The 18910-nt window shown below is 50.5% G+C and carries 17 protein-coding genes; 2 read left to right on the top strand and 15 right to left on the bottom strand.

The window, feature by feature from the left end:
• Positions 1-195: 195 nt before the first annotated feature.
• On the top strand, positions 196-825 hold the full coding sequence (locus MKZ24_RS14360) for a LysE family transporter (protein WP_042243072.1): 630 nt from the start codon (positions 196-198) through the stop codon (positions 823-825).
• Positions 826-977: 152 nt separating this feature from the next.
• Positions 978-1205 (top strand): sensor histidine kinase, encoded by a 228-nt coding sequence (locus MKZ24_RS14355; RefSeq protein ID WP_340790166.1) that lies wholly within the window; start codon positions 978-980, stop codon positions 1203-1205.
• 133 nt (positions 1206-1338) lie between these two features.
• Here MKZ24_RS14355 and MKZ24_RS14350 read toward each other — a convergent pair whose 3' ends face one another.
• From MKZ24_RS14350 to MKZ24_RS14280, 15 genes are all read right to left on the bottom strand, one after another.
• Positions 1339-2088 carry a class I SAM-dependent methyltransferase gene (locus tag MKZ24_RS14350; protein WP_340783968.1) on the bottom strand — a complete coding sequence of 250 codons (750 nt, stop codon included), beginning with the start codon at positions 2086-2088 and terminating at the stop codon, positions 1339-1341.
• 7 nt (positions 2089-2095) lie between these two features.
• Positions 2096-2851 carry a class I SAM-dependent methyltransferase gene (locus MKZ24_RS14345; RefSeq protein WP_340783965.1) on the bottom strand — a complete coding sequence of 252 codons (756 nt, stop codon included), beginning with the start codon at positions 2849-2851 and terminating at the stop codon, positions 2096-2098.
• Positions 2848-4518: a nickel ABC transporter substrate-binding protein gene (locus MKZ24_RS14340; protein WP_340783963.1), complete on the bottom strand. Its 1671-nt coding sequence runs from the start codon at positions 4516-4518 to the stop codon at positions 2848-2850. The genes MKZ24_RS14345 and MKZ24_RS14340 overlap by 4 nt, the downstream gene beginning before the upstream one ends.
• 18 nt (positions 4519-4536) lie before the next feature.
• A complete protein-coding gene (locus MKZ24_RS14335; protein ID WP_340783961.1) occupies positions 4537-5385 on the bottom strand; it encodes an ATP-binding cassette domain-containing protein in 849 nt (282 codons plus the stop codon).
• 39 nt (positions 5386-5424) lie between these two features.
• Positions 5425-6210: an ABC transporter ATP-binding protein gene (locus tag MKZ24_RS14330; protein WP_340783958.1), complete on the bottom strand. Its 786-nt coding sequence runs from the start codon at positions 6208-6210 to the stop codon at positions 5425-5427.
• The gene (nikC, locus tag MKZ24_RS14325; RefSeq protein ID WP_340783957.1) at positions 6207-7058 is read right to left on the bottom strand and encodes a nickel transporter permease; all 852 of its coding nucleotides are present in this window, start codon (positions 7056-7058) and stop codon (positions 6207-6209) included. Before nikC ends, MKZ24_RS14330 begins: the two co-directional genes overlap by 4 nt.
• Before the next feature lie 17 nt (positions 7059-7075).
• Entirely contained in the window at positions 7076-8014 is a 939-nt protein-coding gene (nikB, locus tag MKZ24_RS14320; protein ID WP_231637699.1) for a nickel ABC transporter permease, read from the bottom strand.
• 240 nt (positions 8015-8254) lie between these two features.
• A complete protein-coding gene (locus MKZ24_RS14315) occupies positions 8255-10786 on the bottom strand; it encodes a hypothetical protein (protein WP_340783953.1) in 2532 nt (843 codons plus the stop codon).
• Positions 10787-10810: 24 nt separating this feature from the next.
• On the bottom strand, positions 10811-11899 hold the full coding sequence (locus MKZ24_RS14310; RefSeq protein WP_042238280.1) for a sensor histidine kinase: 1089 nt from the start codon (positions 11897-11899) through the stop codon (positions 10811-10813).
• On the bottom strand, positions 11892-12590 hold the full coding sequence (locus MKZ24_RS14305; RefSeq protein WP_042238281.1) for a response regulator transcription factor: 699 nt from the start codon (positions 12588-12590) through the stop codon (positions 11892-11894). The genes MKZ24_RS14310 and MKZ24_RS14305 overlap by 8 nt, the downstream gene beginning before the upstream one ends.
• 24 nt (positions 12591-12614) lie before the next feature.
• Complete coding sequence (locus tag MKZ24_RS14300; RefSeq protein WP_340783950.1) at positions 12615-13934, bottom strand: ABC transporter substrate-binding protein; 1320 nt, start codon at positions 13932-13934, stop codon at positions 12615-12617.
• 50 nt (positions 13935-13984) lie between these two features.
• The gene (locus MKZ24_RS14295; RefSeq protein WP_340783948.1) at positions 13985-15145 is read right to left on the bottom strand and encodes an efflux RND transporter periplasmic adaptor subunit; all 1161 of its coding nucleotides are present in this window, start codon (positions 15143-15145) and stop codon (positions 13985-13987) included.
• Between the two features lie 47 nt (positions 15146-15192).
• Positions 15193-16026, bottom strand: a complete 834-nt coding sequence (locus tag MKZ24_RS14290; RefSeq protein ID WP_042243084.1) for a carbohydrate ABC transporter permease — start codon at positions 16024-16026, stop codon at positions 15193-15195.
• Positions 16027-16081: 55 nt separating this feature from the next.
• On the bottom strand, positions 16082-16948 hold the full coding sequence (locus MKZ24_RS14285) for a carbohydrate ABC transporter permease (RefSeq protein ID WP_042238285.1): 867 nt from the start codon (positions 16946-16948) through the stop codon (positions 16082-16084).
• A gap of 241 nt (positions 16949-17189) precedes the next feature.
• Positions 17190-18860: a sensor histidine kinase gene (locus MKZ24_RS14280; protein WP_340783945.1), complete on the bottom strand. Its 1671-nt coding sequence runs from the start codon at positions 18858-18860 to the stop codon at positions 17190-17192.
• Positions 18861-18910 lie beyond the last annotated feature (50 nt).

Here is an 18910-nt window from a genome sequence, read left to right as displayed (position 1 = left end):
CGGGAATGCTAACCCTGTTTCCATTTCAAAGATAAAGGAGCTTACTTATAACTTCTTGTTACCCCTCTCAATGGATTGGATTCTCCAAAACTGATTTTACAAATTTAAGGCCTGCGATTCCGCAGGCCTTAAATTTTGGTTGTCCTACAAACTCCTTTATCAGAATAAACTAACGGTATAACGGGGGTGGACAATATTAACATTTTTGTAGGTTATATCTTTCTGGGGTTATCCCTTTCGGCGCCCATCGGTCCCATTAACGCAGCACAGCTGGACAAGGGTCTCCGCGGAGGATTTCTGCACGCCTGGGCGGTTGGCCTTGGTGCAGTCAGCGCAGATATTATTTACATGCTGCTCGTCTATTTCGGCATGATTCATTTGCTGGATGCTCCGTTTGTCAAGGCTTTTCTGTGGCTGTTCGGATTCTTTGTCCTTGTCTACACAGGGGTGGAGAGCATCAAGAGTTCGGGTGAAGTTTCGGTAGCAGAACTGAGAGGAAGTGAAGCCTCCCTGTTCAAATCCTTTCTATCCGGGTTTCTGATGTCACTGTTCAATCCCCTCTCTATTCTGTTCTGGCTAGGCATTTACGGATCAATATTGGCCGAAGCGGCAAGCCAGTACCCGATGCACCAGCTGCTGCTGTACAGCGGAGCCATCGTGCTGGGGATACTGCTCTGGGATGTCACCATGGCAGCGGCCTCCAGCATTTTCCGCAAATTCCTGACCGTCCGGGTGCTAAAAGCAATCTCTGTATGCTCCGGTCTGTCACTGGTCGGATTTGGTTTCTATTTTGGTGTACAGGCTGTTCAGCTGCTCTTTCTCTAGAGCATTCAGCATCCGCGAAGTGAGCGCACTTCCCGGAATGCGTTTCTGGACTTTTATCACATTTTTCAACAATCAAAATTCGTTCATTTTTTGTTCAGTTAAGACGTTTACACTGTTTCAATACTCTCACACGTATATGCAGATGAGAAAAGATTATCCCAATTAAGTATACGGAGCAAGGAGAGGTTATTATTGAAGCCTCTACTGTTGGTGACCGGGTTAAGGTCAGTATTACGGATACAGGAGTAGGAATGGATGATGAAACCACGGCCCGAATATTCAATCCGAATGAACAGGGGCAACAAACTGTTGAAGGTGGAATAGTCCCTTCATCACAGCAGCAGATGCACTTGATACCAGAAGATGCTTCATCCAATTGAACAATACTACCTCCAGGCTGTTGGAAGAGATCACGCGGGGGGCAGTGTCTGAGTCTAACATTCGAGAAAGGTTTTTGGGTATTCAAAAAGGCACCCTGAGGTGCCTTCATATCGGTGTTTGAAGAGTACTTTGTCACTTCTCAGCACAGATCATGAACATCGGCGTTGACCGGTTCAGGACCTGCTGTTTCTCGTCCAGTACTTTGGCGTTCAGATTCTCTTCAGCATAGATAACGGAGTATCCTTCTTCCTTGAGGGTCCGTATATCCCATTCTGGACGCCACTCTCTGGTCAGGGGCAAAACAAGGCTCAGACGGTCAGTTTCCTCTATATCCTTATGATGCGGAAGCTCACCGAAACCCTTATCCACATAGGCTTGCTGATCCTCTGCGTGCTTCCGCTTCATCTCTTCGTCCCAAAGATGACGATTCCAGTTGGCATCAAAGACCAGCAGCCGTCCTCCCGGCTTAAGGACTCTTCTCCACTCTTTGTAGGCTGACTGCGGATGGGTGAGGCTCCAGGTGACATTGCGGCACACGATCAGATCGAAGCTCTCCGCAGCAAAGTCAAGCCTGTGCGAATCCATCTTGCGGAAAGTAACCGTCACACCCTCCCGGCTGGTGTGGGCCCGCGCTTCTTCCAGCATATTGTCGGTGCAATCAATCGCAGTAACCAGATGCCCGGCACTTGAGAGAATCACCGAGAAGAAGCCGGGGCCGCAGCCTATATCAAGTACATGCAATCTTTCCTTCTGTGGTGCATGGGCGAGGATAAGCTTCAGCCAGGCTTCCCGCTGGAATCCGTTAAGCTCCTTTTGAATACCTTCACTATATAGCCCCGCTTCGCCTTCCCAATACATTTCCACCTCTTGTTGTATACTCATCAATCATTCACTCCTTCTTGGCAAGTATCATGAACCGGTTAACATTCTGATAGCCGTATTTCAAATAATTCAGCGGCATCGCACGGCCAGGGATAAAGTTCCGCTGAACATCAATGCTGCGGAACCCGGCCTGTCCCAGCGCGGCCACATCAGCTTCAGGCCGCAGTACATTAACAAAGGGCAGCCCGCTTAACAGCTCCTTATCTTGACTGCTCCGCTGGCGGATTCTTTGTTCTGTAAGCAGGATCAGTGTCCAGGATAAGGCATACCAAAGTCTGCGGAATACAGTCTTGCTCTCTTTATATAAATAGTTGCCGTCAAAAATAATCAAGGTCCCGCCCGGTTTCAGCACCCGGTACCATTCGGCATATGCCCGCTGCGGATCAGGCAGCGTCCATACCACATCCCTGCAGACCACTGCATCGAAGCTATCTTCTAGCTCCATATCCAAGCCGGCAGCATCACCGACATAAGCCGGAACCTGGTATCCGTAACTTTTGAAATTCCGTGAAGCTCTTTCAATCATTCCCGGAGAAGCATCCAAGGCTGTAGGCAGATGACCCATCTGTGATAAGAGGATGGAGAAAAATCCGGGGCCTGTTCCTACATCCAGCACCTTTTGCCCGGGTTTTGTCCCCAGCCCTTTCATAAGCAGCTGCTTCCAGAGGCTGATGGTTTTGGGGCTGCGGAATTGCGTCTGTATGACTTTGTCATAACTCTCCGAGCTTGAAGTCCAGTATTTCGAAATCTCTTTCAGCATCATTCTTCACCTATGTCCAGCTGGTTCCAGAAGATTGGCGTAAAGGTGGTGTACCCCGGCCGGAATCCGGTTACTCTATTATTTACTGCCAATATATCATCAGGGAAATATATAGCTGCAAACATAGCCTCCTGATACATTTTGGAGAAAATAGAGTCATATGCGCTCTGACGTTCCTGAAGGTCGGTTGCTTCTACTGCGGTGTCAATTTGTGATTCCAATGCAGCATCAGACCATACCACTGCAGGGGCTTCAGCTGTTGCATGGAACAGGGACAACAGGAACGCATGCGGATTATAGGCATCATCATAAGTCCGGTACATGATCAGATCATAGGCTTTGCTTGTCCACAACGCATCGTAGTAGGCATTCGGCTCAAGCATCTGAAGATTGACGGCAATGCCAATCTCCCTTAGCTCAGACTGAATCAGCTCACTGATGGATTTCCATTCCGGATATTCAGCCTGCTGCAGCACGAAATTGAGCTCTAGCGGTAATCCGTCCTTCTCGGCAATCCCGTCTCCGTCCGTATCCGTGTAGCCGGCTGCTGCCAGCAGCTGCTCCGCTTCCTGCGGATCGAAGCCGTACCAGGTATTATTGGACTCCGTTACATAAGGGACCGTCAGCGGGAACAAGCCTTGGGCTTCACTGCCGATGCCGTCCATGAGATCTTCGACTATGCTTTTTTTATTGATTGCCAGATTGATCGCTTTGCGGACATTCAGATCCTGAAGAGCAGGCGTATTATAATTAAAGATCATGAAATGAGAGTTAGTTCCTGGTGCTTTTTGCAGACTTAATGAGGGAGCTGCTTCGATTACCGGCACACTTTCCACCGGGATTTTACCCAATTGGCCTCCAGCAATGTCAACATCCCCGCTTTGCAGTGCCAGTACTCTGGACTGCGGGTCAGGGACGACCTTCAGGATAATTTTGGAGAGCTTCGGCATTTCTCCCCAATAATTCGGATTCCGGACAAGTACGGCTTCCTGATCTGTTGTGTAGCTCTCTGCCATCCAGGCGCCAGTTCCGATCGCTTTGATAAATGTACCCGTAATATCCCCGGCAGGCTCCACAGCAGAAGGGCTGATCATCCGCACCGGTCTGGCAAAGGATAACTCCGTTAAGAACGGATAATAGGCTTTGTTGAATGTCATTGTAATCGTATGTTCGTCCACAACGTCAAGGGACTCCATTGCCGTAGCCACATTTAATGAATTGGCCGGATCCTTGATCCAGCGTTCGAAGGAGAATTTAACCGCAGCGGCATTAAACGCCGTACCGTCAGAGAACTTGACGTCCTTTCGGAGCTGGAACGTATATACTTTTCCGTCTTCAGAAATATCCCAAGACTCCGCAAGCGCTGGCAGAATTTCGCCCCTTTCACCATACTCCACTAATCCGTCATAGATCATCGCGTGCACATTCATCGAACCGTCATAGGCCCCGGCATCTAAGCGGTCTATACCGGGATCAGAGGATATGGCAACAGTGACAACCTTCTCCTGGATAGCAAGATCTTGTGCGGCCTCGTTATTCGCAGGCTGATTGGCATCAGCTGTAGACGGGCTGTTATTACTGCTACACCCGGATATCACCATAATTATTACAAGAAGCAGGAAGAATAATGATTTGGATAATAGGCTTGTTGTCTTAGGATTCTTTCTCATTCATGGTACACCCTTTCTTTACTTAACATCAAAGTCATGGCTGGTATGCCACTCTGTCCCTGGTCTCTTCTTCCTTAAACGGGGGTCCTGCACAGGTACCGAAGAGAGCAATGTTCTTGTATACGGGTGGTCTGCTTGACGCAACATTTGTGCGCCCGATTGCTTCTCCACAATTGCCCCTTGATGCATCACAGCCACACTGTCGCAAAACCGGTTTACAACTGACAAGTCATGCGTAATGAATACATAGGATAATCCCAGCTCGTGCTTCAACGCCAGCAGCAGATCCATCATCTGCTTACGTAAGGTAACGTCAAGACTCGAGAACGGTTCATCACAGATGATCAGCTCCGGCCGCAGCGCAATCGCCCGCGCAATTCCAACCCTCTGCTGCTGTCCGCCGCTGAGTTCATGCGGATAACGGTGAATATGCTGCCGTTCAAGTCCAACCAGCTCAAGGGTGTCTGCTATCGTGGCCCTGCGGGCTCCGGCCTTACGCTCTCCGTAATTCCGAAGTGGCTCCCCGATAATCTGCTCCACTGTAAACATTGGATTAAATGAAGCCAGGCTATTCTGAAATACCATCTGCATCTTCCTGCGGATCATGCGCATCCCGCTGAAGCTCCAGTCCGTATAATCCTCGTTCTTGTATAGAACTCTTCCGGAGGACGGTTTCTCCAGTCCCAGCAGGAGTCTGGCCAAAGTGCTCTTACCACAGCCGCTTTCCCCTACTAGTCCAAGGGTCTCGCCGCTCTCTAGACGGAGGGACAAGTTGTTGACGGCATGGACACTCCTGGCATTACGTGTGAACCACCCCCTTTCCGTCCCGTATCTTTTATTCAGGCTTACCGCCTCCAACAGCCTCAAGTTCACCACATCCATTTCGTCGATGTAATATTATCGTTGTTATCTGCAATCCATTAAGTATTTAGTATAGGGATGCACCGGATTAGAGAAAATGTCAAACACATTGCCCGATTCCACGATCTTCCCGGACTTCATCACATACACATAATCTGCAAGCTCTGCAACCACACCGAGATCATGCGTAATGAACAGAATGCCGACATCATTCGTGCATCTGATTCTGTCCAGTTCTTCAAGAATCTGGGCTTGAATGGTTACATCCAGGGCCGTTGTAGGCTCATCGGCAATAAGCAAGTGTGCACCGGTAACCAGTGCGATGGCGATCATTACCCTTTGACACATCCCCCCGCTAATTTGAAAAGGATACTGATTGAAAAGCTGCTCCGGATCGCCAAGACCTGCCTGCTGCATCTGCCTCATGGCAAGCCGCTTCGCCTCTTTTCCCGATACCCGCTTATGCAGTTTAATCGTCTCCATGATCTGCCTGCCGATGGTAAGCACCGGATTCAGTGCATTCATAGGATCTTGAAAGATAGCAGCCATCTCGGTTCCCCGGAGCTTCCTTAACTGACGGCTGGAGTACTCCCGAAGATTGTTGCCCTTAAGCCAGATTTCCCCGCTCTCAACGATGCCAGGAGGATCTACTAAGCCTAGGATGGACATTGCCGTAACACTTTTACCGCTCCCGCTCTCGCCTACCAGCGCGACAATCTGCCGGGATCTCACCTCGATACTGACATCATCTACGGCCGCAAGGGTATGACTCCCTGTGTGGAAGCAGGTGCGTAGATGACTGACCTTCAGCAGCGCAGTCTCTGCACTCATGTTCTGGACCCCCGCTTCCCTGCAGCATTGATATTATGCTCTGAGCTCTGCAAGCCTTCTCCCAACAGATTAAAGCCCAGAACCGCCAGCATGATCATCACACCCGGGAAGAGCATCAGCCGCGGCTCTGTCTGAATATAGGCACGGCTGTCGTTCAGCATAACTCCCCATTCCGGTGCAGGCGGCTGAGCTCCCAAACCCAGAAAGGACAAACCTGCAATGGAGAGCATAATCGTACCCACTTCCATAGAAGCAAGAACCAGAATAGGCCGGGCAGCGTTCAGCAGAATATGCCTGAGTATAATTTGTGAATGAGAAGTGCCTGACGCTTTGGCGGCGGTAATATATTCACTTTCCTTGATTTGAAGCACCATGCTGCGTATCACTCTGGCATACCCGGTCCACCAGACTGCAGCGAATGCGATTAACAGATTCTTCATACTGGGACCCAGCATGGCAGTAATGGCAAGGGATAGAATTAAGCTGGGAAAGGCAAGCAATATATCTATGATACGCATAATCAAATGATCGATCCGGCCGCCGGCGTAGCCTGCCAGGAGCCCGACAGGGATGCTAATTGCAAAAACAACGATCAACACCATGAACGAATAATACAGGGACGTTCGGGTCCCATAGATTAACCGGGATAACACACAGCGTCCCAGATGATCGGTACCGAGCGGGTATTGCCAGGAAGGCATACCCAGTTTATGTTCCATATGTATCTGCAGCGGATCAGAGGGAGACAGCCACGGGGCAAAGAGCCCGGCACATATGAACACAAGTACGATACCCGCTCCTACCTTTGCTCCGTTATTCTTAAATAAGGGAATACGAAATATGATCATCCGCTCCTTCTACAGCGTCACCGCAGCCTGATTCGCGGATCCAGCAGGAGATGTAACAAATCTACTGTCAGGTTAATCAGGACAACGACAACAGCCATCCATAATACGTAACCCTGAATGACAATATAGTCTTTGGCAAAAATCGCCTCGATGGCATACTTGCCCATTCCCGGCCAGGAAAAAATAGTTTCAACAATAACAGAACCGCCCAATAATCCCGCTATATTAACCCCAAGGAGGGTAAGACTCGGAAGAAGCGCATTACGCAGTGCATGCCGAAGGATGATTCTCCATTCCTGGAGTCCCTTAGCCCTGGCTGCTGTGATGTAACGCTTGCCCATAACGTCCAGGAGACTAGAACGGATCAAGCGGATGTAGACGCCTGCCATTCCAAACCCCAATGTAAATGCAGGCAGAATGACACTGGCTGCCCCATCCATTCCCATCACAGGAAACAGCTTAAACTTCACCGCACCATAATAAATCAGGAGCAGACTAAGCCAATATCCCGGCATGGAGACACTGAGCAGTGCACAACCTCTTCCCAGCCGGTCAAACATTCTACCGGGATAAAGTGCAGATCCCACTCCAAGAGGCAGGGCAATAAGAATAGCAGACAATACAGAACAGCTACTTAGCAGTACCGTAGCCGGAAATCGGCTTATCAGCTCTGTGAACACTGGACGGCTGCTGCTGTAAGATATACCTAAATCGAGATGGAGCACCCGGTTCAACCACTGAAAATATTGCATATGTATAGGCCCATCCAGACCCAGAGCATGTCTGGTTGCCTCAATAGCTTCATGTGTAGGCTTAATGCCGTCAGCACGCAGCATGATCTCCGCCGGATCCCCGGGTGTTAAGTGCATCAGCGCAAAGGTAATGGCAGAGATGCCCAGCAGCACGGGAATGAGCTGCAATACGCGTTGTAAGAGATATTGTTTAATGGCGTTCAACTCCAAAGCCTTAATCGTAATATTTACGATTATATCATAAATGTTTTAAATTAATAGTCTTAAAATTATTTAATTCAATTCGTATATGATAAATTGTGTATATCTTCTAATAAAAAACAGCGGCAGACCAAGACTTAATAAATAAAGTCTTAGACTGCCGCTGTTGTCATCTATGCTATTGATTCAGTTCCAGATACTCCATCTTTCTATACCCGACATCCCTTATTTTCGAACGATTCATCAGTTAACGGGGAAAGAGGGTTCCTGAACCACCTCTGTCCTCCGGGGAGCAGTCCGCTCATAAGTAACAGGATAGCTCTGGCTTCCCAGCAGAATCCGCTTCCCTTGGAACTCATCATAGATATTCACCCGCACCGTTCCGCCGGTAAGGGTCTTATACGCTTTGTTGTTCAGCGAGAAGGACAAGCTGCCTAAGGCTCCGGCCGGTTCTTCGCCCAGAGAGAGAAGCTTCTCCGAGGGCTGTCCGAACGGATCGATCAGCTGGACCACAAGCTTATGTTCGTTCGCTGCAGTAACATACTGCTCACTGCGGGTTACGCGGTAGTTCATCTGTGCCTCTATGGACTCCCGGTCTTCGGGCATCGTGGCTGTAGCCTGGGTCACGGACAGGGAGTACGGGAACAGCTCCAGCTTCTGAAGGGACGGCTGCGGTGCGGGATTCGCCGGGTTAAGCTCAAGGCCCACGGTATGAATGTAGGCGGTCGGCGCTCCCCCGGGTGCGGTCAGCTTGCCTCCAGAGATTCCTTCCCCGAGATAGAGGGTTAGCTCCGAAGCATTGATCTCCGGCGGAAGCTTGCTCCAGACAGTCACGAGACTTTTCTCCTTGGCATTCAAGGCCGCGGCGGACTGCGAGATTACCGCTTCGAAATACTGATGATCCGGGGTCCGGTAATAGCCCACCAATTGCGCGGGCTGGGTTCTCCGTAATTCCTCGTTTGTCATCACCAGCTCGGTATAGACCAGCTTGGAATCCGCGCCGGGATATATCCGTGTCTGTCTCTCCAGAACCTCTGCTTTCTTCCCGGTCAGCTCAAACTGGAACGGCTCTCCGGCCGCAACGGTTCTTAAGGTATTACCCAACTGGCTGGTGAAAAGTGTAAGGAAATTCGCCTTGGCCTCTCCCGAAGCATACTGGAGGATAATCTTCAGCTTCGTGAGATTATAGGAATAAGGAAGGTTCCCTGCGATATACAGCACCGCTGTTTCCTGCGGAGCCAACTGGCTCTTTGAACCGTCGATCACCATCTGCGAAGTGCCGCTGATATCCATATCTCCCGCCTTTAGAAGAGCTGTAAGCGCCGGGAGTTGTACACTCGCCACACCTGTGTTCCGGAGGCTGACCTTGGTCACTATCTGATCCTGGTCCGACCACGGCAGGCGTTCTACCGATTCGAGCTTCACTACGAAGCTACCCAGACTATTCTGCACAGGATATTCAGTCGCCAGCAGGTGATCCGGCTGCAAGGAATACGGAATCTGAAAATAGGCCGCCGGGAAGGCGATCCGGTTCGCTTCAGCCGGCTCAGTCATCTGTAGCTGGAGAACGCCCTGATTCAGCTTCAGAGGCAACTCTGCGCTGAGTTCTACCGTCTGCTCTTCCAGTGGCTTAAGCGTCAGACCCGTAAGCGCTTCATTACTCACAGGATAGCTATATCCCTCGGAAGCGATTAGGCTGAACGGGTAATCCGGCAGGGTCACCGCCTGGTTGCCTGTGTTCCGCACACGGAACTTCAGGCTCCATTTTGCCAAATTGTCCTCTGCATACACCGCCGCGCTTGCCAGTCCGGTCTCAATCGTATGGTTACCCACCTTGAGCTTGGCGACTGCGTTAACGGGTACGGTGAAGTTAGGCAATTCCGCTGCGGGCAGCTTATATTGAGCAACTGGAAGTTTCACTTGCAGCGTGCTGTCTTCCTGGACAAATTGCAGGGACATATTATCCAGCTTCGTATAGGAAGGGAGGTCTGCCAGATAGTACAGGGTTCTTTTCTCCTTGGGCTGAATCGGGTAATCAGCATGGTCAGCGTTCAGCTCAAACCTGGAACCGCCCGAGGATACCAGATATCCCTTGAGGCCTGTATCCTTAAGAACCTTGGCACCCAAATTGGACAAGGTCATCCCAACCCTGGCGTACACTTTTCCGTTCGTTTTAACAATCTGCAGGCTTTCCGCCTTGCTGATAACCGGCATCTCTCCCAGGACCAGCTTCTTGCTCTGGCCTCTGGCGATTACCGTGGAGTAGGAGCCCGGAATTGTAAACATCCCGAGCTTCTTCTGGTAATTCGCCTGACTGAAGTCCCAGCCGAATAGGGAGATGCTGACTCCGTTTATTTTGGCAGCCTGACCCGCATTGACGTAATACGTCACCGGCTGGCTGCTATTCGCCGGAATGGACTTGATTGCAGCACTGCTTGTCACCGGTTTGCCCTGAATAACAGCGCCGCCTGAAGTGGTGACCTTGGAGAAATAATCGATTAAGCTTACGTTGCTGCTGCTCCCGTTGTGGTAATTCAAGGTGTACGTAAGAATATTCCCGCTCTCCTGGGGCTGAAGAGATGCGTCCAGCAGCTTCACACTCACGCCACTCTTCAATGAGACCGCCCCCAGTCCCTCCAGCGTGGACACGGCGGCTGAAGCCGCGGTTCCCGCTGAAGGTCCGGCCGCTGCCGTATAGGCTCCGAAGGCGATGGATTGGCTAAGAACCGCCAGGCTTAGCATGGCGACAGCATATTTTCTCGTGGAATGATACATGATTCTCTCCTCCCTTAACTTCGCTTAAGCTTGCGGCAGCCGCATCTCGAACCTTGTCCATATTTCATTACTCTCTACAGACAAACTCCCCTCATGCTGCTCTACGATATTGCGTGCAATGAACAGACCGAGACCGGTGCCGCCCTCCTGATGTGTCCGCGCCCGGTCCCCCGAATAATACATCTCGAAGATATGCGGCTGCTCTTCCGGCGGAATGGGATTTCCATAATTGATCACCTCAACCACTACTACGCCTGAATCGAGACGGCCTTTAATATCCACATACACACCTTCTTGTCCATAACGGGCGGCATTGGTCAGCAGATTCCCTAGTACACGTACCAGCAGATCCCCATCTCCATAGACGCTTAAGCCCGGAGTAACATTCAGCCGGGAGGTCAGGCCATTCCGCTCGAATACCGGGTACAGCTCCTCGTTCAATTGTCTCAGCAGCTCGCTGAGATCCAGGTGTGTCTTCACCATAGGCAGCGTGCCATAGTTCATCCTGGTGATCTCGAACAGCCCGTCAATCAGCTTCTCCAGCCGCTGGGACTTGGTGAAGGCAATGGTAGCGAAATGTCTGATCGTCTCAATAGGCAATTGCTTATCCTTAAGAATCAGATCCAGATACCCGAGCACGGAGGTGAGCGGTGTACGCAGATCATGCGCCAAATTGACGACAAGCTGGTCCTTGCTGCTCTCGGCGAAATCGCCCCTCTTGACCGCCTCCTGCAGTTTAGCCCCTGCCACATTCAGATCCTCGGCGATTGCGCTGAACTCATCCCTGGAGGCGATCTGCACCTGATTCTGAAATTCTCCGTTAGCCAGATGATGAATGCCCTTGGATATCTCGTCAAGATAGCGGATGTACGGCTGGGTGAACTTGAAGAAGAATATCAGCATCAAGGGGATAAACAGCATCAGGAACACATTGAAATCTCCGATCCTGAAGATCATCCGGCGTAATTCTGCCTCCGGGTCCTCCCACCGGACCCCGGCGTAATAGAGCTGGAGCAGCTTAAACAGTCCATAGATCATACTGCCTGACAAGAGCATGCTTACACCCAGTAACTGGACCAATCTGGCTCTGAAGCCCCGGAGTCTCTTAGGCATTGAATGTGTACCCGACACCCCAGATGGTTTTGATGAACCGGTCCTTATTCTGATCCTCTCCCAGCTTCCTGCGCAGGGTGCGGATATGTACCATCACGGTATTGCCGCTTTCATAGTACGCTTCGCCCCATACCCGCTGAAATATGCTCTCTGCACTAAACACCTGCTTGGAGTGGCTCGCCAGCAAATAGAGGATGTCGAATTCCTTGGGTGTGAGGTCAATCTCTTCTCCATACAGCGTAACGGTGTGCCGGTCAGGGGAGATGATGAGCCCGCCCAGCTCCAGAACTGAAGTCAGATGGGCCGCCGGAGGCTGGCTGAACTGCAGGGAACGCCGCAATTGAGAATTGACACGGGCCAACAGCTCCATAGGATTGAAGGGCTTAATCATATAATCGTCAGCTCCCATCACTAGACCGGTAATCTTATCGAAATCAGAGGTCTTGGCACTCAAAAAAATAATCGGCAGATTATGCTTCACCCGCACCTGGCGGGTGACCTCGTACCCGTCCAGCTCCGGCATCATAATATCCAGGATCGCCAGGTCGATGGACTGTGATTGAATTGCCTGCACCGCCGCTTGGCCATCAGATACTTTGATACAGTGATACCCTTCCTTCTGCAAATGCAGGGCCACCAGGTCGGCAATATCTTTCTCGTCCTCTGCGATCAGAATAGTGACTCTCTTCATACCGGAACCCTCCTAGGCCTAGATCTATTCGTTCAGGTATGTGGTCGCCTTATTCTGAATCAGCTTCGCCACTTCCTCCGCTGTCTTCTGTCCGCTGAAGAAGGCGCCCATCTCTTCTCCGAGAATGGAGAGAATCTTGAAATCCAGCATGGCGAAGTTATCCGCAGTATTCATCAGCTCTTGAAACTCCTTGAACTGCCCGTCAGGCACACTTACAGGCATGCCGCTTGGGAGCTTATACGTTCTGCTCTTCACCTGCTGCTGAAGCTCACTGAGCTGCTTGTCATTCACCGATTGGAGCAGGGAGAAGCCTTCTCTGCTCTGGAGGGACTGCGCTTCCTCAGAGAGCAGGAACTCTATGAACTTCCAGGCATGATCTGCAACCGGCGATTTGGCCTGTATCGCAAATGTAGAGGTCGGAATAATCCGCATGGCGCCGGAGCTTCCGCTATGTGGCTTATGCAGCAGCTTTGGATTGGCAAAATAAGTATACGGAACATTGACGAAATCGGCCGGGGTTTGCAGAACGGCGGAATAGAACAATTGATTCCCGGCTTCCGCCGGCTTCGAGGTCATCACTTTATCGTCATACATCTCTTTAATTTGCCTCATCATAAATATGAATGCAGGGGAATCAAACTTGGCTGTCCGCGCAGCAGAATCTACAAACTGGTTATAGCCGTCCACCACCATCTCCTGAAGAAGGACCTCCGGCGGATTCTCCGAGATCGCATAGCGATGACCGGAGCCTGCCTTCTCCTCGGCTTCAATCATTGATTTGACAATCGCATTGAATTCCTGCCAAGTCCAGCTCTTATCGTCTACGTTCGTGTGCTTGAGCGCTTCCCCATCTCCAATGAACGCTCTCAGATTGTACCCCGAAGGAATGATATAGGTGCCGCCATTCAGCTTCAGGGCATTCAATACATTCATTGCAAGATTATCCTGCTTCAGGGTTTGCGACTGCTTCAAGTAATCCTCCATATTAAGAAATAGCTGCTTGTTCACATATTCACTGACAGGCAGGCTGCCGGTTTCATAAATGTCGGCTCCTTTTCCCGAGAGCAGGGCCGTAGCGGTGCTTTTCAAATATTTCTCATAATCCGGCCCTTCCATAGTCTCGCCGATCCCCTTGTAAGCCTGAATCTGCAAATCAATCTCAGGATAGACCTTTTCAAACTTCTGCTCTACAGCACGGTAGAATTCAGTGTCCAGCTCAACGGATAACGTAACGACCGTCTTCCCGCCTGTGCTCGAAGCTTCCCCGCTGCTCCCAGGGCTGCATGCAGTCATTAGGGTGGTAAAAGCAAGGCTCATGCCCAGCCAACTCTTCTTCATCTTCATTTATAAATACCTCCTAAGATTCTTCGTATTGTATGTCGTACAACTGCTGCTTACTGGAGACGTACGCGATTCCCGTCCTGTAAGGGCTCACTGCTCTCCAGAATAATCATTTCATCTTCATACAGGCTATCCGTTTGGATGACGCTGTCTATACCATTGGTGGTACTGGACCGGATCTGAACTTCGCGGGCAACAAACACATTGCCTAATGCCCCCCTCTGCTCCTCGATCTTGTACACATAGCTGCGCTCCCCTGTCTGGTGGATAGCCTTACTCGGGACCACCAGCCCCTCTTGAAGAGACGGCTTCTTCAGCTTGATCTGAACCTGCTCCCCCCCCTTAAGCGAATCATCCTCCAGCACCATAAAAACATTCTTTTGAGGGATTTCCTCCGTCTTGCCGTTCTCCTCAGCAGGTGAGCTGCCGATACGCGCCTGAACATCCTTGATCTCCGTAACCTTCCCCTGTTCGGAGCGGACCTGTGGCCCCTCCGAACTCTGAACCTCCACCTCTAGCTTCTCTCCTAAGGAGACCCCGAGACTGGATAACAGCTCCGCATCCGCCGTAAAATCAAATTGATACCCCTTGCTGCTATTGGAGATGACCAGATCCGGCTCCCCCGCAGACAGCATCTCCGGAATGGCATTCACCGTGGTTACAATCCCGTCGAATGGAGCCTTCAGTTGCTGCTCACTGGTTAACTTTTCTCTCAGATCAGCAATTTTACGCGTCTGCATGGCCTGGTCAATCTTGCCCGCCTCAATCTCTCGTCTGGCCCTGCGAATCTGAAGCTCATCCCCCTCCAGGTACGTCTGAATGAACTGATCCTGCAGAGTTTGCTGTTCGATCTTCTGCTTGTCCAGGAGCGTGATTTCATCCTGCAGCTCTGATTCAGCAGTCTGGCTGTCATAGAGAATCAGCTTCTGCCCCTTCTTGACCTTGTCCCCCTCCTTCACAAGAATCTGCCGGACCTTCCATCCGCTGGAATTCAGAAGCTGCGCTTCGCTCACAGGCCGCAGCATCCCGCTGCCCTCCAGCGTGAATTCAAGGCTACGGCTCTCCGGTTTGACCGTCGTCACTTTGGGCAAGGTCAAGGACTGCAGCGTATTGCTGAAAAAGGTGAAGAAGAGCAGCACGCCCAAGAGCAGAAGGAAGGCCTTTCTGATTATTTTTTTGCGCCTGCGGTCTGCCGGCACCCCTGTAATCTCCATATCCCGTCTTTCTCCTCCTTCCTTAAAAGTTCCCTCACACGCGGGCATTACCCCTTAATCCCAGACAATTGGACACCTTCAATGAAATACGTCTCCGCATACAGAAAGAGAAGGACCATCGGAGCCATATAGATGGCAGAAGCGGCAAAGGCAAGCCCCTTCTCGCTGCTGACATTGGACAGATAGACCGAGAGGGGCTGCCTTAACGGGTCGTCCAGGAAGATCAGCGGCTGCTCCACCATATTCCAGTAATCGACGAATAACAGAATCGTGAGTGCGGCCAGGCCCGGCTGAACCATTGGAATAATAATGGTATAGAAAATCCGTAAATGTCCGGCGCCATCCATCTTGGCCGCTTCGATATAGGCATACGGAATGTCCAGCATGAACTGCCTGAGCATGAATACACCGAAGGCCGCAAAAATACCGGGCAGGATAATGGCAACTGAGCTATTCAGCAGCCCCAGCCGTTCCGCCATGATGTAATTGGGCACAAGAGTCACCTGAAAGGGCATGAGCATCGTCAGGACATAGATAAGAAACATGAATTCCCGACCCCGGAATCTCAGCTTGGAGAACGCATAGGCAGCAAGCGCAGCTATAAGCGTCTGTCCGGCAATGATGGGCACCACCAGGAATACCGAATTCCAGAACAACGACAGGTACAACGGGCTGTCCATCAACACCTTGCCGTATTGCTCCAGGGATACCTGATCCGGCAGCCATTTCAAATTTGCAAAGAGATCATTTCTCCCCTCCATAACCTTGTTCATTTGTCCGACAGGACCGTAATTGATCCCTATTTCACGGGTACTCATGAATGAATTAATGAGGGTCACCCCAATCGGGAACAACATTACGAGAGCAATCGCCCCCATCATGACGGTTAACGCTAGCTTGTGTATGACTTTACCAACTGGCAAGACCTCTCCACCTCTATTCCATATATCGCCGGTAGCGGCGTTCCATGGCGAACAACCCGAGTACGATGATAAGAATGCCGCCAACCATTAAGGTGGACGCAGCCGTCATCTTCGGGAGGTCGAGCGACAGGAACATATTGTTCATAAAGTGCTGCAGCATATAGATGCTGTCATGCGGATAGGGTCCGGCAATCAGATATGTCTCCCGAAATACCTTGAAGGAATTAATGATCGACATAATGACGACAAAAAACATCGTGGATGTTAAATAGACCAGCGTAATGCTCCGGAACTGCCTTAGTCGGCCAGCCCCTTCAATCTGGGCGGTTTCGTAGTAATCCTTCGGGATCTGCTGCAGTCCGGCCAAGAACAGGATCACGTTATACCCGATGTTTTTCCATATATACATCGTTATGATTACATTCCGCGCTGCCTCTGTCTTCATCCAATCCACCCGCGCCAGACCGAAGCCGCTCAGCCAGGCATTCAGCGCCCCGTTCCAGTCAAACAGGATCTGCCAGACCAGGATAATGGAGGCGACAGGAACGACAAGAGGGAGTACATAGGCAGTTCTCAGCCATTTTTGACCATACAAGCTTCTATTGAGCAGCAGCGCCAACCCCAGCGACAGTACAATCAGCAGCGGAACACTCACCAGGCTGAAGTAGAAAGTACCCGAGGCTGCCTTCCGGAAGGAATCGCCCGCAATCAGCTCCCGGTAATTCTGCAGTCCCACATACTGCCCGCCCACCGTGCGGTCCATGAAGGAGTAGAACACGCCCATCCCAAACGGAATCAAGTAGAACAGTGCAAACCCTGCCACACTGGGTGCCAGAAATAACCATGCAATCGATGAATCCTTACGGGCCCAATTCTTCAAGCTACTCCCTCCCTGTCCTCAAGAATAGGAAAAACTGTTTAAGAAGAAGTCGGGTAAAGATTAAAACTTTCTTAAATTCTCTGATATTCCCAAAGCAAACTACCGCAGCCCGCCACATAGCAAAAAAGCCGCAAACGGATGCCTCATCCATTCGCAGCTATTTGTGCACAAATTCTTTGGCGGTAGATGCCTTTCCGCAAAACGAATCAGGAATTCTCAAATGACATACTTTGCCTATTCTTTACTTTTCCCTCCTGGGGATTCTCACCTCAACTGTTGTACCCTGGCCGATTTCACTTTTGATCGTAATCCCGTAGGTTTCGCCAAAATAAATACGGATTCTCTCCTGGGCGTTGAACAGTCCGTACGATTTGGATTGCCTGTTTAATACCGTATCCATGGTTTCCCGGGTCATTCCCGGACCGTTGTCTTCAATGCCGAATACAATGGTGTCTTCCTCAAAGCAAGCCCGCAGGCTTATCCTGCCGCGTCCTTCCCGTTTGTTATCTACACCGTGTTCAATCGCATTCTCCACAATAGGCTGCATAATCAGCTTAATCATTTGACAGCCCAGAACTTCCGGATCCACCTCGTACACCACATCAAAGCTGTGGTCATGCATAATCAGCTGCAGATCAATATAAGATTTCGTATTTTCCAGTTCATCATGAACGCTGATTACATCTTGCCCTCTGTTCAGGGTCGTCCGGTAAAATTTGGAGAGGGTCGTGGTGATTTTACTGATGTCATAGGCTTTGATAGCTATAGCTTTCCAGTTGATCAGCGACAGGGAGTTATAGAGAAAATGAGGATTAATCTGGGCCTGCAGCGCTTTCAGCTCCGCGTCCTTCTGCACAACCTTGCTGCGGTAGACTTCATTGAACAGCTCATTCAGGCTTTGCAGCATATCCTTGAAACGCGACGTCAGCTCACCGATTTCGTCATTCGAATCCACAATAATGTCTACATGCAGATCCCCGCGGGTCACCCTTTTCATCGTGCGGTTCAAGCGGTAGATCCTTCGCACAAAAGCATTCGATAACAGCCAGACCGCCGGCACCAGAATCAGCAGGCATATCCCGACCGTGAGTATGGTGGCGCGGAGAATTGTCTTGGCGTCGACGCCGATCGAGTCCTTGGGCATATAAAAGACAAGCTTCCAGCCCGTTGCGCTAAGCTCTTGGGAGATCACGATGAAATCATTCGCTCTGCCTTCCGCCGCCTGGGCCGATTCAAAGGGCGGCAGCCCATTCTGATAAGCAAAAACAGGCTCCTCCGCTCCATTCTCCACCAGAACGCCGTAATCACCGGAGACTACATTGGTCAGGCCCGCAAAAATATCCTGGCTGTCAAATCTTAAATAAATCAGGTTGTCATACTGCGTTCCCGAACCACCCACCATTCTCCGCACGGCGGACAACGCCGGACCTTCCTTGATCCATTGTGTCTGCCCGCTTGCCATCGCTGCTTCAAACCAAGGCTCCCCGGATATGTTGCCAATCGGCAAAATTGTATTTTTGCGTTCCGTAATATTATTTCCTGTATAAACCGTCAGCTGCCTGATTTCTTCGTTCAGAAACATAAGCGTATTGAACAACGGCTCCACGATGGTATTCAGATCATTGTACATATAATAATAATTATCGGAGTAATCATTGTTGAAGACGGACACCACACTGGAGTTAAAAGTGAACGAGTCCAGCGCGGCACTTAGCTTGCCGAACTTATAATCCAGATTGGCGGCGATTTCCGACACATTGTCGGTTAAGGTCAGCCGGGCCTGCTGAACAAGCAGATTCCTGGATTGATCATACGAATACCAGCCAAGCACACTGAGCGGAACAATGATAACGAGTAAATAAGAGACAAACAGCTTATGCTTAATTCTTAGATCCCTGATGAACCGGCCCAAGCGCTCCAGATCTACCCCTCCTGTCTTAAGCTCTTTTCCTTATAAAGTAG

The organism is Paenibacillus sp. FSL R7-0297 (assembly GCF_038009025.1).
GTDB lineage: Bacteria > Bacillota > Bacilli > Paenibacillales > Paenibacillaceae > Paenibacillus_AQ.
This window is presented reverse-complemented; position numbering and strand designations above follow the sequence as displayed.